Origin of the sequence: Marivita hallyeonensis (genome assembly GCF_900129875.1) — a bacterium.
Lineage (GTDB): Bacteria > Pseudomonadota > Alphaproteobacteria > Rhodobacterales > Rhodobacteraceae > Marivita > Marivita hallyeonensis.
Genome location: NZ_FQXC01000003.1, coordinates 585,851 through 601,648, shown reverse-complemented (window position 1 = coordinate 601,648; position 15,798 = coordinate 585,851). Strand labels below are relative to the sequence as shown.

20 protein-coding genes are annotated in these 15,798 nt (G+C 56.0%); 7 read left to right on the top strand and 13 right to left on the bottom strand.

Going from position 1 to position 15,798, the window contains the following annotated elements:
• The first annotated feature begins 71 nt into the window (after positions 1–71).
• From BUA42_RS12330 to BUA42_RS12310, 5 genes are read left to right on the top strand one after another with little or no spacing between them, the layout of a single operon-like run.
• Positions 72–734: a lytic transglycosylase domain-containing protein gene (locus BUA42_RS12330; RefSeq protein WP_072778201.1), complete on the top strand. Its 663-nt coding sequence runs from the start codon at positions 72–74 to the stop codon at positions 732–734.
• Entirely contained in the window at positions 731–2,815 is a 2,085-nt protein-coding gene (flhA, locus tag BUA42_RS12325; RefSeq protein WP_072778199.1) for a flagellar biosynthesis protein FlhA, read from the top strand. Before BUA42_RS12330 ends, flhA begins: the two co-directional genes overlap by 4 nt.
• Complete coding sequence (locus tag BUA42_RS12320) at positions 2,812–3,585, top strand: flagellar biosynthetic protein FliR (RefSeq protein ID WP_072778197.1); 774 nt, start codon at positions 2,812–2,814, stop codon at positions 3,583–3,585. Before flhA ends, BUA42_RS12320 begins: the two co-directional genes overlap by 4 nt.
• Complete coding sequence (locus BUA42_RS12315; protein ID WP_072778196.1) at positions 3,582–4,655, top strand: EscU/YscU/HrcU family type III secretion system export apparatus switch protein; 1,074 nt, start codon at positions 3,582–3,584, stop codon at positions 4,653–4,655. The genes BUA42_RS12320 and BUA42_RS12315 overlap by 4 nt, the downstream gene beginning before the upstream one ends.
• A complete protein-coding gene (locus BUA42_RS12310) occupies positions 4,652–5,074 on the top strand; it encodes a hypothetical protein (RefSeq protein WP_072778194.1) in 423 nt (140 codons plus the stop codon). The genes BUA42_RS12315 and BUA42_RS12310 overlap by 4 nt, the downstream gene beginning before the upstream one ends.
• Here BUA42_RS12310 and BUA42_RS12305 read toward each other — a convergent pair.
• From BUA42_RS12305 to BUA42_RS12265, 9 genes are read right to left on the bottom strand one after another with little or no spacing between them, the layout of a single operon-like run.
• Positions 5,071–5,583 (bottom strand): type III secretion system chaperone family protein, encoded by a 513-nt coding sequence (locus tag BUA42_RS12305; RefSeq protein WP_072778192.1) that lies wholly within the window; start codon positions 5,581–5,583, stop codon positions 5,071–5,073. The two genes, BUA42_RS12310 and BUA42_RS12305, sit on opposite strands and share 4 nt — an antisense overlap.
• A 17-nt stretch (positions 5,584–5,600) precedes the next feature.
• Complete coding sequence (gene flgH / locus BUA42_RS12300) at positions 5,601–6,335, bottom strand: flagellar basal body L-ring protein FlgH (RefSeq protein ID WP_072778190.1); 735 nt, start codon at positions 6,333–6,335, stop codon at positions 5,601–5,603.
• A 1-nt stretch (position 6,336) separates the two neighbouring features.
• Entirely contained in the window at positions 6,337–6,756 is a 420-nt protein-coding gene (flgA, locus tag BUA42_RS12295) for a flagellar basal body P-ring formation chaperone FlgA (RefSeq protein WP_072778189.1), read from the bottom strand.
• Positions 6,756–7,541, bottom strand: coding sequence for a flagellar basal-body rod protein FlgG (gene flgG / locus BUA42_RS12290; RefSeq protein WP_072778187.1), 786 nt, complete (start codon positions 7,539–7,541; stop codon positions 6,756–6,758). Before flgG ends, flgA begins: the two co-directional genes overlap by 1 nt.
• A 10-nt stretch (positions 7,542–7,551) precedes the next feature.
• The gene (locus BUA42_RS12285; protein WP_072778185.1) at positions 7,552–8,265 is read right to left on the bottom strand and encodes a flagellar hook-basal body complex protein; all 714 of its coding nucleotides are present in this window, start codon (positions 8,263–8,265) and stop codon (positions 7,552–7,554) included.
• A 1-nt stretch (position 8,266) separates the two neighbouring features.
• A complete protein-coding gene (locus BUA42_RS12280) occupies positions 8,267–8,536 on the bottom strand; it encodes a flagellar biosynthetic protein FliQ (RefSeq protein ID WP_072778456.1) in 270 nt (89 codons plus the stop codon).
• A 4-nt stretch (positions 8,537–8,540) separates the two neighbouring features.
• Positions 8,541–8,828 (bottom strand): flagellar hook-basal body complex protein FliE, encoded by a 288-nt coding sequence (gene fliE, locus BUA42_RS12275; RefSeq protein ID WP_072778183.1) that lies wholly within the window; start codon positions 8,826–8,828, stop codon positions 8,541–8,543.
• A gap of 23 nt (positions 8,829–8,851) precedes the next feature.
• A complete protein-coding gene (gene flgC / locus BUA42_RS12270; RefSeq protein WP_072778181.1) occupies positions 8,852–9,241 on the bottom strand; it encodes a flagellar basal body rod protein FlgC in 390 nt (129 codons plus the stop codon).
• Positions 9,242–9,251: 10 nt separating this feature from the next.
• Positions 9,252–9,596 carry a flagellar biosynthesis protein FlgB gene (locus BUA42_RS12265; RefSeq protein ID WP_245819009.1) on the bottom strand — a complete coding sequence of 115 codons (345 nt, stop codon included), beginning with the start codon at positions 9,594–9,596 and terminating at the stop codon, positions 9,252–9,254.
• 125 nt (positions 9,597–9,721) lie between these two features.
• On the opposite strand from BUA42_RS12265, the gene BUA42_RS12260 reads away from it, so the two are divergent.
• Entirely contained in the window at positions 9,722–11,134 is a 1,413-nt protein-coding gene (locus tag BUA42_RS12260) for a FliI/YscN family ATPase (protein ID WP_072778177.1), read from the top strand.
• Here the strand turns inward: BUA42_RS12260 and BUA42_RS12255 are convergent.
• From BUA42_RS12255 to BUA42_RS12240, 4 genes are all read right to left on the bottom strand, one after another.
• Positions 11,118–11,900, bottom strand: coding sequence for a DUF1217 domain-containing protein (locus BUA42_RS12255; RefSeq protein WP_072778175.1), 783 nt, complete (start codon positions 11,898–11,900; stop codon positions 11,118–11,120). The two genes, BUA42_RS12260 and BUA42_RS12255, sit on opposite strands and share 17 nt — an antisense overlap.
• Positions 11,897–12,301, bottom strand: coding sequence for a flagellar biosynthesis repressor FlbT (gene flbT / locus BUA42_RS12250; protein WP_072778173.1), 405 nt, complete (start codon positions 12,299–12,301; stop codon positions 11,897–11,899). Before flbT ends, BUA42_RS12255 begins: the two co-directional genes overlap by 4 nt.
• Positions 12,298–12,672 (bottom strand): flagellar biosynthesis regulator FlaF, encoded by a 375-nt coding sequence (gene flaF / locus BUA42_RS12245; protein WP_072778172.1) that lies wholly within the window; start codon positions 12,670–12,672, stop codon positions 12,298–12,300. The genes flbT and flaF overlap by 4 nt, the downstream gene beginning before the upstream one ends.
• A 70-nt stretch (positions 12,673–12,742) precedes the next feature.
• Positions 12,743–14,014, bottom strand: coding sequence for a flagellin (locus BUA42_RS12240; RefSeq protein WP_072778170.1), 1,272 nt, complete (start codon positions 14,012–14,014; stop codon positions 12,743–12,745).
• Between the two features lie 272 nt (positions 14,015–14,286).
• Here BUA42_RS12240 and fliK point away from each other — a divergent pair, with 272 nt between their 5' ends.
• Positions 14,287–15,786: a flagellar hook-length control protein FliK gene (fliK, locus tag BUA42_RS20955; RefSeq protein WP_143152684.1), complete on the top strand. Its 1,500-nt coding sequence runs from the start codon at positions 14,287–14,289 to the stop codon at positions 15,784–15,786.
• Positions 15,787–15,798: the final 12 nt, after the last annotated feature.

Here is a 15,798-nt window from a genome sequence, read left to right as displayed (position 1 = left end):
TCAACGCGCTAACCAAATCGTAACGCTACGGGTCCTAGTGTCCTGCGAAATCGCAGAACGCGAGGGCTTACATGCGCGTCTTACGCCGGACGATACATCTCTTTCTGACAACGGTGACAGCTTGTCTGGCGACGGGCGGTATCGCATCGGCCAACATCTGTGATGCGGCGGCGTTTCGGGCCGCCGATGCCCATGGGGTGCCTGCCAAGGTTCTGCTCGCCATCACGCGGCTGGAGACAGGGCGCGGCGGGTTACGAAACGATCCCTGGCCTTGGGCCGTGAACCACGCCGGTGATGGCACTTGGTTTCAGACCGAAGATGAAGCCCGTTCCTATGTGTTCTCAAAGGTGAAAACCGGCGCCTCAAACATCGATATCGGCTGTTTCCAGATAAACTATCGCTGGCATGCCGAGGGATTTCGCGATCTGGACGAAATGTTCGATCCAGTGGCAAACGCTGCCTATGCGGCGCAGTTCCTCAAGGCGCTGCACGCGGAATTCGGGAATTGGACGGATGCTGCAGGGGCATATCACAGTCGGACGCCGGAATATGCCGACAAATACAAGGCAAAGTTTTCAGAGTTTCACGCGTCCCTCGACAACGTGACAGCACCAATAAACGAGGTGGTTTCACAGGTTGCCCCGTCGACCGGAACGCGCAGCGCAGGCTCACTTTTCCTGTCGTCCACGCAAAACACCCGACCGTTGATCGACTTCCAAAGGTCGAACCGATGACGGGAGGTCTGCGCGAGCTTTTCGCCAAACCAACCGTCGTTCTGGCCGTTGCTCTGATGGCCGTCATCGTCATGATGATCCTGCCAGTTCCGGCCTTTGTGCTTGACGTGGGACTCGCGGCGTCATTTGCGCTCGCAATCCTGATTTTCACAGTCACGCTCTTTGTTGAAAGACCACTCGATTTTTCCGCTTTCCCGACGATCCTTCTGGCCTCGCTGATGCTCCGGCTTTCGCTGAATATCAGCTCGACCAAACTGATCATCGGACAAGGGCATACCGGAACAGATGCAGCGGGCCATGTGATTCAGGGCTTCGCAGACTTCGTCATGAGCGGAAGTGTTTTCCTGGGTCTGGTCGTTTTTTGCGTTCTTTTGATCGTCAATTTCATGGTGATCACAAAGGGTGCCGCGCGTATGGCCGAAGTCGGCGCGCGATTTGCTCTGGATGGCATGCCCGGCAAACAGTTGGCCATCGACAGCGATATGGCCGCAGGCGCGATCACGCACTCGGATGCCCGGGCACGCCGCGAGCGTGAACAGCTGGAAACGACATTTTTCGGCTCACTCGACGGGGCGTCGAAATTCGTGAAGGGCGACGCCATCGCTGGTCTTCTGATTACCCTGCTCAACCTGATCGTTGGCTTGATCATGGGCACCATCGTTCATGGGATGCCCATCGGTGCCGCTTTCGAGACCTACGCCATCCTCACCGTCGGCGATGGGTTGGTGACGCAAATCCCGGCGGTGATTATCTCGATTGCGGCTGCGCTTTTGCTGGCGCGCGGCGGCGCTGTCGGGGCGACTGACATAGCCATCACAACCCAACTTGGCCGGCACCCGGCAGCACTAGCGACTGTGGCTGTTCTGATGGTCCTGTTCGCACTGGTTCCCGGCCTACCGTTTCTGCCGTTCCTTGCCGGAGGGCTCATCCTCGGGGGCCTGGCGTACTGGGTCAATGCCACGCGGCAAGACGAAGAGGACGAAGCCGACGCAGCCGAAGCTCCTCTTCCCGCCCGGGATCGTCCCATTGGGGATTCGCTCGACCTCGACGATGTGCATGTGGAATTCGCGCCCGATCTCGTGGATATGGTTCTCGATCCTGCGAACGGTCTTGATTCACGGATCGTGAACATGCGGACGCATATTGCGAAAAGCTTTGGCATCATCATGCCAGAGGTGCGTCTGACAGACGATGCGACCCTCAAAGACGGCACGTATGTTGTCCGTCTGCACGGCGTTGAGGTTGCGCGCGGCGTGCTGCACCCGGACCTCGTGCTTGCCCTCATACCGGAAGACGTCATTTCGCTGCCCTCCGGTCGCGATGTGGAAGAGCCGGTCTACGGCGCTCCAGCCCGGTGGATACAGGCCGCGCAGCGCGAGGATGCCGCGATGAACGGCGCGACCGTCGTACTGCCCAGCGAAGTTCTTGCGACCCATCTTCTCGAAATCATCAAACGCAACCTCGGGCGTCTGTTGACCATGAAGTCCCTGCGCCGGTTGCTGGACGAATGGGGCGCTTTGTCGAACCCGACGCGTGCAGAGGCCAATCGGCAGCTCATCGACGATGTCGTGCCGGACAAGGTGCCTATGGAAACCCTCCTGCAAGTGCTGAAGCTGTTGCTGGACGAACAGGTGTCCATCCGCAATTTCCAACTGATCCTCGAAGCCATCGCAGAGGCCCGGGGACATGGATTCACGTCCGAAGCGCTTTGCGAACATGTCCGGCAGCGGCTTGGGTTTCAGCTCGTCGCATCGCTCCGACGTGAAGACGGCACCATCCCGCTGGTACAGCTCGCATCCGATTGGGAGAAGCGCTTTGCGGATTGCGAAATCGCCAATGAGCGTGGCGCGCCGGACGTGGCGCTTCCGCCCAAGGATTTCGAACAGCTGACCTCCAAGATCTCCGAAGAGTTTTCGAGGACAAGCCAGAAAGGCATCTTTCCAGCGCTGATAACACAAGGCCGCCGCCGGCGCTTTCTTCGCAGCGTGTTAACCGCGAAGGGGATCACAAATCCTGTTCTGGCTTTTGAGGAAATCGGTATCGATGCGAAGCCTGCGCTCGTCGGGACGATTGCGGCATGACCGGTCTGGACGGGTTACTGAACGATGTTACGATCGAACTCTGGTACGTTTTCGCGGTGTTCCTTCGCATCGGGCCGGCCATGGCGTCGGCTCCGGGGTTCGGGCACAACCTTGTACCGGTGCGAAGTCGCCTGCTCACGGGTCTGATGTTGTCCGCCGCCCTTGCCCCGGTGGTTCAAGAGAGCTTGCCAGCAACCCCTCCCGAGTTCGACAAACTTGCCCGCTTCATCCTCTTCGAAACGATGATCGGGCTCTTTTTCGGTCTCATCGCAAGAAGCGTTCTGCATCTCTTGGAGATGGCCGGGATGATGATCAGCCAGTCGGTTTCTCTGTCCCAGATGCTTGGCAACACGGTCGAGCCGATGCCGGTCATCAGTCACATTCTGACTGTTTCGGCCCTTGCGATCATTTTCTCTACATCGCTGGCAAACGAGATTCTTGTAAGCTTTGTTCTGACCTATGAGCTCGAGATACCGAGCGTCAGCGACGCCCTCGCATTCGCCGCAATGACTTGGACAAAGCTGATCAATTACATTTTCGTCCAAGCCTTCGTCCTCGCCTCGGGCTTTATCAGCATCTTCCTGATCTACTACCTTGCCATCGGCTTTTCGAACAAAGCGCTGCCGCAGTTGATGGTGTCCTTTATCGGTATCCCCTTCGTCAGCCTTTACTCAATCTACCTTCTGCTGAAGCATTCAGAGCCGATCCTGAGCGTTTGGCAGCAAAAAGCGTTGCAGATCCTCGAAATGCCGATGAGCGCGTTCAAATGAGCGGCGGGGATGATGCCGACAGCGACAAACCGTACGAAGCCTCACGTCGAAAACTCGAGGATGCACGCAAGAAAGGCGAGATTGTCCGGTCACAGGACGTCGTCTCACTTGGGCTTTTCGCGTCCCTTTTGGTCGGGCTGGCGATTGTCACGAAGTCGCTGCTTTGGCCGGTCTTCACAGATCTGCGGGCCTTATACTTCGAGGGTGTCTGGGAAGAACATGGTGAGGGTTTCGACGGTCTGTTCACAACAATCGTCAGTTCCCTCTTGCCGCTTCTGGCGGCGATTTTTGTGCTTCCCGTCGTCGCAATCATTGCCGGCCTGATCGCCGGCCGGCAGATCATTTTCACACCGAGCAAACTGGCACCAAAGCTTTCGAAAGTATCGCCGCTCGCCAACGCAAAGAAAAAATTCGGCCCCTCAGGGCTTTTCGAGTTCGCGAAGAGCACGCTGAAATTCCTGTGTTACTGCCTGCTGGCGTATCTGTTCTACGACACATTTTCGGGTTTCTTCGGTCAGACGATCCTGTTCGAGAGCTATGGCGTGCTCCAGAGGATGTATCACGTCACGGCGACATGGTTCTGGAGTATCCTTGGGATCCTCGCCGTATTCGCCGCGATTGATGTCATGTGGCAGGTGCACGCGCATGCCAAAAAGAACCGCATGTCGCACAAAGAGCTGAAGGACGAGCACAAAAACGAAGAAGGCGACGAGTCGATGCGGCAACAGCGCCGCGCCCGGGCCGAGGAGATAGCTACAAACCGCATGCTGCTCGACGTGCCAAAGGCGGCCGTGGTCATCACCAATCCGACGCATTACGCGATTGCGCTGAAATGGGACGGCGGTACCGAGGAAGTCCCAAAACTGGTGGCAAAGGGCGCGGACGAAACGGCGCGGAAGATCCGTGAACTCGCCATACAATCCGGCGTGCCGATCTATTCTGACCCACCTACCGCAAGACTACTGTACGCGACCGTCGGCATCGGCAGCTTCATCAATCGCGATCACTACAAGGCCGCTGCCATTGCGATCGGCTACGCGCGCCGCATTCAGGGGATGCAAAAGCGATGAGCCGAACCAAGAACCTTTCCAGGATGCTTTCTGTCCTCGACGCGCGGATTGAGCAGATGCAACTTGCCCTGGCATCCGCATCTGCCGACAAAAGGCAACTCGGTGAACATCAAAAGCTCCTCGTGTCGGACGCGGCCCGCTCGGCACAATCCCTCGATGCATTCGGCGGGCTGAATGCAGCCAGTTTTCGGTTTCACGAGAGCCGCATGCTCCGGCTCAGGCAACGCATCAACGAGTTGCAGCCTGCTTTGGCGCACTCTGCCATCGCTGTTGAAGAGGCAAAGGCGGACTTGAAGACCGAACTGCGGAAACAGCTTGGTGTGCAAATGTTGATCGAGCACGCATCCCGGGCACAAGACTCCGTGCGCGACGAAGGTACCGAGTATGCAACGCTGTTTGAACTGAGGAAGCGTCTTTAGCGGACATCCTGTCGGGCCATGTCGGTAATCAGAACCGAGACGTCGTCGGTCTGAAGCAAAGCGCGTGCGCGTGCCGTCAGAGTGCTTCTCACAAGGTCCAGCGTCTTCTTGGTGATCAGGTCGTCCTTGAATCCGTCCAGCGCCGCGAGGTTGAACAGTTCCTCTAGGAAGATGTCGCGCATTTTCGGCTCAAGAGACCGAACGGTGTCAGCCTGAGCCGGATCGATCTCAATGGCGACAGCCAAGATCAGCATGGAACGGACCCGGTTGTGGACGATGACCGGGATCACAAACTGATTTGGTAACTTGACGATCTCGGCCGAACCCGGCGCGGGTTCGCCGTCGCTTTCAGCTTCTTGCTCGTGCTCACTGTCTTCGTGTTCGGCATCCGCGGACTGTTCTTCGTGATGCGTGTCGTCTTGCTTGTCCGGTGCAAGAACCATTGCTGCACCGACACCGCCACCGAGGCCGATCAGAAGGGAAATGAGCGGCAGAATTTTCTTCAACATGATGAAATGTCCCGGCGTCAGAAAGGAAGGATCGCATCCAGCACTTGCTGCCCAATGCGTGGTTGTTGAACGTCACTGATGTGTCCCCGCCCGCCGTACGAAATCCGGGCGGACGCAATCTTGTCGTAGGTGATGTCGTTTTGACGGCTGATATCCGCCCGACGCACGAAGCCGGACACCAAGAGCTCCCGAAGCTCGAAGTTGACGCGGACTTCCTGTGACCCCTGGATGCTCAGAACGCCATTGGGCAACACGTCGACGACCGTCGCGGCGACCCGCAGTGTCAGGCGTTCATTGCGCCGGACGGACCCATTTCCCTTGGATTGGCTCGACGAGTCAAATTCGACGGCCGTGTCCAAACTTGCACCGTCCGGAAAGGATTTGTTCTTCCTTTGTGGCAGCCCGAAAAGCTGGGGCACACCAAGGCTTTCCTGAGCGCTTCTGGAGCGCGATGAGGAATTCGAGAACTCGGCCTCGTCATCTATTTCGATCAGGACAGTCAGGATATCCCCTGTCTTGAAGGCCCTGCGATCGCCAAATAGCGAATTGTGATCACCACTCCACAGGGACGCCTGACGGTAGGAGGACGTGTCCTCGGTGGTCAAGGGCAGTCCGGAGAAGATCATCGCCTGTCTCTCGGTACTCTCTGCTTGCGGTGACAATTGCGGAGCGCGTCCCACGTGATCGATGCGGTCACATGCCGCGCTGGCCCACACAAGGGCACACAGGACGAGAGCGGACAAACGAGACATGTTAAGGCAGGACCTTCAATTCGCCGTTGGCCAAGACCTCGGCCCGGATGGATTTGCGTGACGTGAGGTTCATGGCGTTGATGACGTCGCCGAGACGACCGCGCTGCAAGGCGCGCGCCTCGGTTTCGATGGTGAGCCCATTCAGCGTGAACACGGCGCGCACGACTTCATTGCGGTCGACGAGCGTCGGTTGTGCAAGATTGTCGAGCAGGATCGGTCGACCAGCATAGACGGAGCGAAGGAGCTCTGCCCCAATAACACTTTCCGGATCCGATGCGGCACCAGCGATAGTTTCCGATTTCAGGAGAACGTCCTCGGCGGTGAGCACGTGACGCGCGCGCAAGGTCTTCGTCGCAAAAAGCGTGTCGGCTTGGACACCATGCGCCATAACCGCAATCAGAACACTCAGGACCATTCGCATCAGCGAACCTGGGTCGTGGCGCCGAGCATCTGGTCGACTGCAGAAATCACTTTCGCGTTCAGCTCGTAGCCCCTTTGCGCTTCGATCAGCTCTGTCAGCTCGCGCACGGGATCGACGGAACTGTCTTCGAGATAGCCTTGCCGCAAGGTGCCCAACCCGTCTTCACCGGGGGTTGCCACAAGCGGACCGCCGGACGCCTCTGTTTCGCCAAAGAGGTTGCCGCCCAGTGCCTCGAGACCCTTGGCATTTGCAAATCCGACAAGGTTGATTTGACCAAGGATTTGCGGTTCGGCCGCATCCGCAAAATATGCGTAGACCTCACCTTCAGGATTGATCGAAATGCTTCTGGCGTCCTGCGGAATGACGATTTCAGGGGCGATGGTGAAGCCCTCGGATGTCACGATCAGCCCTTCCGCGTCACGTTTCAAAGACCCGTCGCGGGTATAGGCGGTTTGGCCCGAAGGCATTGTCACCTCAAGGTAGCCATTGCCGTCGATGGCAACGTCTAGGTCGGAATTCGTTTGTGTCAGCGACCCTTGCGCAAGATGCACAGAGACTGCGGCGGGGCGTACACCCAAACCCACTTGCACACCGGTCGGCAGAACAGTGCCATCCGCAGCGTTCACCGTACCCGCGCGTGCGATCTGTTGATAATGAAGGTCAGAGAACTCTGCCCGGCGTGCGTTGTACCCTGTCGTGTTCATGTTTGAGAGGTTGTTTGAAATGATCTCGACGCGCATCTGCTGCGCCGTCATTCCTGTCGCTGCAATCTTGAGGGCTCGCATGTTAAGCCTTTCATTTTATGAGAGTTTCGAGGGTCGCCTTGGATCTTTCGTGGTCCATGTCCAAAAGCTTCTGACCCATTTCATAGGCGCGCTGCACTTCGATCATCCGTGTTAGCTGCGAGATGGCATCCACGTTAGAGCCCTCGAGATGACCCTGCAGAATCTTGCCATCGGTCGACGGAGACAACGGCGCGTCGGTTCGGAAAAGCACACCTGCTTCACGGATCAGATCAGCGCCCTTCTCGGGTTCGACGATCCCGATCTGTCCGAGAAGCCTTTCACCCGCGCTGACTGTGCCATCGGCAGCGACCTGAACGGATAACTCGCCCGGAGGGACATTGATCGGGGCGCCGCCCAAATCCAGGACCCGGTGTCCGTCGGATGAGACGATATCGCCTTCGGAGCTGACGTTGAAAGCACCGGCGCGTGTCAGTCGCACACCATCGGGCGTTTCAACCTGAAAATATCCAGACCCTTCAATCGCAAGGTCCAGCGTGTTTCCGGTTTGCGTCAGAATACCCTGCGCCGTCGATGTCTTTTTGACCCGCGCGGCAGCCATCGAAAGGCTGTGTCCGCCTTCAACTGCATGGACGTATTCCGAGAAGACCAAGCCTTGCTGGCGGAAGCCGGTCGTCGCCGCGTTCGCCATGTTATGGGCAATCGTTTCCATCTCGCGCATCAATCCCGATTGCCGCGCCAGCGTGACGTATCCAGTGCTTTCCATTTTATCCTCCTGCGATCGCGGGAATGACCACGACATGAAAGAAGTCTGTGAGATTGCGCGTCATGAAGCTCATCGACATCCAGAACACGGCGAGCATCGCCATGAGTTTGGGCACAAAAGTCAGCGTCATTTCCTGGATCGAGGTCAGCGCCTGGAACAAACCGATCGAAACACCCGTCAGAAGGGCAACAATCAGAACCGGTGCCGAGATGACGACTGCGACGCGAAGGGCTTCGCGTAGCGTGTCAAAAACGAACCCTTCGGAAAACAACATGTCAGACAGGCATGCGCAGGATTTCCTGATACGCCTCAACCACCCGGTTGCGCACGGTCACCGCCGTTTCGACAGCGAGTTGCGACTGCGTCAGGGCTTCAACAAGCGCGTGAGGGTCGGCATCACCGGACATCGCGTTCAGAGCCGTCGCTTCGGTTGTTCTTAGCGTCTGCGCGAAGTCTTCGGTAATCTTCGCAAAGCTTTCGGCGATCGCGTCACGCGGATCGGGTTTCGTCGCTGGTTTCAGTGCGTTGTATTGCTGCGTGGCAAATAGGGATTTAACGTCCATGGGTGTTCTCCGTTCTGGAAATTTTACTTGCGCAAGAGGTCCATCAGCCCGGTCGACATCTGTCGAACCTGGTCGAACATCTTGAGGTTGGCTTCGTAGCTGCGTTGTGCTTCTCTGGCGTCGGCGATTTCGATCACGAGTTCGACGTTGGAGCCGGTGAAGTGGCCGGTCGCATCCGACATCGGGTGACCCGGGTCGTAGATGCGCTCCCCTTCGCGCCGGTCGAGCGACACTCGGTCGATTTCAACCTCTGCGACCCCAGAGATGCCGGGCGTCGTGCCGAATTGAACGGTTTTCCTGTGGTATCCGGGGGTGTCTGTATTGGCGACGTTCTCGGCCACGATGCGCAAGCGTTGGGATTGGGCTTTGAGGCCACTGGTGGAGACGCTGAGAGCGTTGGTAAACGCGGACATTGAGCAGCTCCTATTGCTTGCTTAGCGTGCTTCGCAGCATGCCAAGGGACGCCCGATAAATCGCGAGCGCGCGATCATGCTGACGCTTTGCGTCAACCGAGGTCAGGACCTCGTCAGCCAACACCACACTATTGCCGTTGGGTTCACTATTTGTTCCAGACACAGTCGCAACAGGCACGGCGTGTGTCCCGAACCCGAAATGGCGACTGCGGGTCGATTTCAGAGGAAATCCCATGTCCCTTTGAGGGACCAATTCACTGAAATCTTGCAAAGACCGCCTGCGGTAACCGGGTGTGTCGGAATTTGCGATATTCTGCGACGTCAGCGCCTGCTTATGGCCTGCATGGCGCGCCATCGACATGGCTGTTTTGAACATATCCAAGTTTTGAAACATAGCGGGGCTTCTCCCTCGTTGCGTTCAACAAAGGCTTAACCCTGATTCCTTTATAAAGGGTTTGCGAAACCGAAACGGAGCGCACGATGCAGAATGCCGCCCTTAAACACTTGTTGGATCGCGTATCCGAGATTCCGCAAAGTCGCGCGTTCGGGAGGGTGCAATCTGTGGATGGGCACCTGATCCGGATCGCCGGACTTGAAGATCGGGTACAGCTTGGTGACAGGTTGCGTTTGTTCCGACGCGTCGCTGGTGCGCTCGACGGCGAGGTTCTCCGCATCGACACAGAGACGATCACCATGCTTCCGGACAAGGCCGCCGACCAGGTGTCCTTGTCGGATCAGGTGATTTCGCTGGGGCGTGCTCCGATTTCGCCCTGCGAAGATTGGCTTGGACGCATTCTCGATCCGTTTGGCAGCCCGTTGGATGATGGCCCATTGCCTGTAGGCGATCGCGCCCTGGATGTGGTTTGCGATCCACCACCGGCCCTTGCGCGAAAACCGTTCGGTGGACGCCTGGAAACTGGATTCCACATCTTCAACACCATGCTTCCCATTGCACGCGGTCAGCGGATCGGGATCTTTGCGGGATCGGGCGTGGGGAAATCCTCGTTACTCGCTGATTTGATGAAATCGGTCGAGGCCGATGTCGTCGTGCTTGCGCTGGTCGGTGAACGGGGTCGCGAGGTGCGGCACTTCACCGAGATGGTGCTGGGTATGGACGGGCTGGCCCGTTCGGTTGTGGTTGCAGCCACGGCCGACGCGCCTCCGACGGTCCGGTGTCGCTGCGCACTGACCGCAATGCGCGTTGCTGAGTATTTTCGGGATGAAGGGAGGCATGTGCTGCTGGTGATCGACTCCATCACCCGGTTTGCCGAAGCGCATCGCGAAGTTGCGATTTCGGCGGGTGAGTTTCCAAGCCTTCGTGGTTTCCCAGCCTCAACACCGGCAAAAATCGCCGGGCTGGTAGAGCGATCCGGCACAGGGCGAGTCGGTGGAGGCGACATCACGTCCATTTTTAGCGTTCTTGTCGCAGGATCTGACATGAATGAGCCTGTGGCCGACATGCTGCGCGGCATCCTTGATGGCCACATCATTCTGGATCGGGCCCTTGCAGAGCAAGGGCATTTCCCCGCCGTAGATTTGCTTGCTTCTGTGTCGCGGTCATTGACGGACGTCGCCTCGGATGCCGAGAACGAGGTTATCACCAAGGCACGCGCTCTTGCCGCACGCTATGCGGAGTCGTCTCCCTTGATCCGAACGGGTCTTTACGAGGTGGGCTCGGATCCCGAGATCGATCAGAGTGTGGCGTTTCACACGCTTTTCCAGGACTTCTTGAAAGGAAAAACCGATGCAGGCGTTGCAGGCAGCTTTCAGAAACTCTCCTTGCTTCTGCGGAGATGCGGCGCCCTCGGCCAATCCATGACGGCTGACCCGTCTTTGGCGCTAGATCCTATTCGAGCATCCGGATCAGGTGCGCTTCTCACGACAAAAGAATGAGCGCCGTTTGCAATGAACTTTGGTGCCCGAAGTTTGAGACCTGCTGCGCAAGGATGAACTTGTCGATGATCTTGTCACGAACTTCGTCCGAAGCAATTGCGGCAACGTCGTCCGTTCCTAGAACGGACTTCGCTTTGTCTCTGATCCGGCTGTGCTGATCGTCGATATCAAGATTGGCGAATTCTTTGGGCAGACCAAGCGCTTTTTCCATGACCAAACGCAAGGGTGGTGTTCCCAAGATCTGAAACCATGCCGTGGCTGTACCACTTGCACCTAGTCCGATATCCCCGATCTTCCTATCGAAGTTCAAGGCAAGGCGGATATTTTCATCAACCTCTCCGATGGCCGCTTCAAACGAATCGTCCCGATAGCCGTCGATGATGCGCGACGCCAGTTGCGGATTTCGGTCAAACCACGCAACATCTTGGGAATAGTCAATATCGCTGGCAAGCTCTCTGTAGCGCCGGTCGGACAGTTTCGTGGCCAGTGCGCCCTCTCCAGTTCCGTCAGACATGATCTTCCGGATAAGAAACTGGTGATCGGTGTCCTCGGAAAGGCCATACGCACCGAGGACGACCCGAAGAGCTTGCGGGTGAGACGTCAACGCGTCCGCTGTGAAGAAATCGCGGTGTGATTTCGCAAAGAAAGCGATGTCTCGAGTGAGCGAGGGTGTCGTCGCGTGCATGTTCTTCTGATGCGCGAGCGTCCGCTTGACAAAGTTCCATGCCCCAAGTCCGCTCCCAAGTACAACTGGCTGAAAGCTCACCCGCGATAGCTCCGTAGGATCGATTGCTCCAACGGCAGCAGTTCTCTAAGCCGCTTCAAGCAGATGTAGTTGTTCTGTGCTCGGAGTGCTGTGAGCGCACTGGCAAGCACGTCAGCACAATGCGTATCCCGGAAAACCTCGGTTAGGTCGGTGATCTGCATCTCCAACCGAGAGGTGACAAGTCCTGTGTCAGCATCACCACTCAACAAGAGTTGAGCGAGGTAACACGCTCTCTTCACTGGCGTGTTGGCCTCATCAGGATGTATTGCATCTTTCAAACGAAGAATATTTGCCTTTGGGGTGAGGACATGAATGCGGCTTCGACGATCGCCATTTTCAATCACCGCGCCATTCACCAAAAGCCGCTCTTTTGGTGCCAATTTCAAAACCAATCCACTCATGCATCAATGTCCTTATTCCTCAATCCACGCAGAATGGACATGTTCACATCAAGCAAAGGTGAAATAGAAAGACGCTCCTTCAAGGCGCGGCGTGAGTAATCCTGCACAAATTCACCAAGATAGAACAGTTGGGCCTTCAATTCTTTTGGCAACTGATTGCCAGGTTGCAACAAGTCTGACGCGAGTATGGTCCAAAGATTTCGATTTTTGTTTAAGGCGTTCACAAATTTTGGATAATCTTCGTATCTCACCAAAAATGCCTGTTTGAGCTCTCGTGTAATGCGGAAGATAATATCGTATTCGTTCTCCCGCTCGGATTTGATTGACTGTTGGGCATGATAGTAGTTTTGACGGGAACCTTGCTTATTCAAAACGCCACTCCTTCACGAGACCGTTATGTGCAGAAAGTTCGAGGGGCCAAAAGGCCCCTCGTTTGTTTCACTAGCGGAACAGCGATAGGAGCGACTGCGGCGCCTGGTTTGCGATGGACAAGGCCTGCACACCGAGCTGTTGCTGAACCTGAAGCGCCTGCAACCGGGCCGACGCTTCTTCCATGTTCGCATCAACCAAAGTGCCGATGCCCGATTTGAGGGAGTCAGTCAGGCTCGAAATGAAGTTCGACTGGGTTTCGATCCGCCCCTGCGCGGAACCAAAGGATGCTGCAGAATCGATCGCATTCTGAATCATGAACTCGATAGAGACGAGCGCGGCATCGGCACCGGCGTCACTCGTGACGTCGATGTCGTTCAGCTTTTCAAGACCTCCGCCAATGGTAACGCTTGTTGGCGATGTCAGAGTGTCGATCCGCGCTGCAATCGTGTCCGTGGCATCAGTGACGGTCGAGGCGACGGTCAAATTGCTGCCCGACGCGGTCACGTTCAAGACGTCTGTATCGAGGCCTTGCTCCGCGGCATAGATCGCGAAGGCCTGTGCCAATCCTTTGGCGACGTCTCCGGCAGTATCCCCATCCCGGGCGATGTACATGATCTTCTGTGCATCTGCCGCCGTGGTTCCTGTCGTGTAACTTGCAGGTGTGAATGTGCTCCCATCCGCATCGGTGCCTGTAAGGCCAATGCTGAAGACCTGCCCTGCGCCCGTGGGCGTTGTAACGGCAAGGGTCGCAGATTGGGTTGCATTCAGCGTCGCAGCGGCGGTCAAATTGCCAACCGTGCCACCGACGACAGAGCTTTCGGCAGTTCCAAGATCTTTCTTGCCGACGGCAATGTCGCTAGCCGCGACACCTGTGGAAGATCGATCAAGAGATGCCAGAACATTGACGGTACCCGATCCGGCATCGGTTTCGCGATTCGACAGCAGGTTCAAACCGTTGAATTGCGCCGCTCCAACGACGGCATTGATCTGCTCCCGGAGAGCGACGATATCCGTCTGGATCTTGTCACGATCGACGTTCTGCTCCTGCGACGCGACGATCTTTCCCTTCATTTCGGTCAGAAGATCGGTCACCGTTTCAGCGCCATTGCGCGCCACTGCGACGGTAGACTCTCCCAAGTTGAGGCTGTCCGAAATACCTTTGAAGCCCTTGACGTCAGACTCCATGACTTTCGAAATGGCCCAAACCGCTGCGTTATCGCGCGCGTTCGCAACCGATTTGCCGGTCGAGATCTCGTTTTGCGTATCGGTCAATCGCGAGTTGATCGACTTCAGCGTTTGAAGCGCAACCATAGCGCCATTGTTGGTCAGAATACTGGACATTGTGTTCCTTTCGATGTGCTTTTGCACAAGAATTTCGTGCAGGACGGAAGTTCCCGCACCGATGTGATTGACGTCATTCTGACAGAAACGAGATGCACCTCTCGCGCCACTCTTGCGAATGCCGATGCAGATGAAGCCTTCGGGGTAAATATTGGATGAACCAAATAGATCAGAGCGTTATCAACTATTGAAAATTATCCGCTATTTGTCTCGTTAATTACTTCTTTGCATTCTCAATGATAGCTTTTCGGAAAGTTTCGAGGCCAATTTTCATGATAACAGACCTACGTTTACATAATCAGCTGAAACTGGAAAAAGAGCACGTAATTGATGAAGAAAGGACATTCATTGAGGAGAGTGGCGATGTCAAATTTTCTATTGAAATGAATGCTCAGAGCTCTCGACGTATAATTGACAGTAAAGTCGAAATTTCTCCTGCACTTGGCTTTTTCGGCCTAGAAAAATTCGGCGTCGTACTTTCTGATAAGGGCAAATTTCAAGAAATTTCTTCTTTCCCAGTATATGAACTCCCAGCCGTCCATATGGCCGCTCCATCCTTGGTGAAAACCAATTCTGCCTCGGACACTGTGGCCAGTACTTCAATTCTTTTTCCTGAACAACCACAGCGGCATGCAAGAGAAAACAGCATCACGTCCGTGGCGAATTATTCGCATGCTTTTCTTTTTGACACTGATTCGAAGCAGGCATCGCCGAAAACGGCGACACCGACAGGTTCACTGGATATCACTCATGTTCCTTCTCCCTTATCTGGTTTCCCGAAGCCCACTCTCGAGGACAGGAATTTCGAATTAGTCACAAATTTTTCCGTTGCTGAAAGTCTTTCCAGTAGCTGGAGCGGCGACCAAATCGCCACGGGAAAAACATCCGAGGGATTGCCGGTTGCCGTGCAAGGGACAACTGCATCAGCTGAATTTTCTTGGAGAAACCTTAAATCGAATGGCGATCTCACAGATGCATCGCCCGGGTACGCCGTCGAAAGGTATTCGAATCTCGAGAACTCGGCAGTTCGCTACATGGGCTTCTCAAACATCTTCAAAGAAGTCTTGAACTCGCCAGAACCTGATATTGGCGCGCCCAAATATCGGAATCGGCCGCTAGAACAAGTCAACGAAATCCGTCCTGCCCAGCCAAGCGACGCAAAACTGAGTTCAGGGGATACAAATGAACAGATAAGCTGCTCGGCCTCTGCCTCGGGCGTGGACAAAGAGCCTCTGTTTATGTCAATCGAAGCCTCTAACAAACTGATGAATAAGACAGTTTTGCACCCCTTCGAGGCGGTCGGCACGTCGAACGCGACAGTCTTCTCACCAAACACACCAATGCAAGTTGACGCTCGCTTTAACGCAATTGAACAATCGGTGCGGCAAGCGCTCCATTCGCTTCTGGCATCGCCAAAGATGGTTGCCGATGCGTCGGAGTTCGACCGCGAAACGCGATTGGTTTCACCGGATAAATCGGGGATCAGCGTTCTAGTCGATGTCGACCGCATGGACATTCGGTTTCTTGCCGAACGCAGGGATGCAGCAGACTTGCTCTCGCGGCACCAACACCAACTGCAGGAGGAACTGCGTCGCTCCGGCGTTGACGGATTCTCGTTTTCTTTTGGTTCGGACGAGAACAACAAGGAGCACTTGCGCCATCGGCCAACGGAGACGGTAGACGGTGTTTCGCCAATTATTCACGTTGATGGAGGCGACCCGAATCACGGCGAGAATGGCTTCTCAGCCTCAGGCATCGATCTACGGTTATAGGACGTCACAATT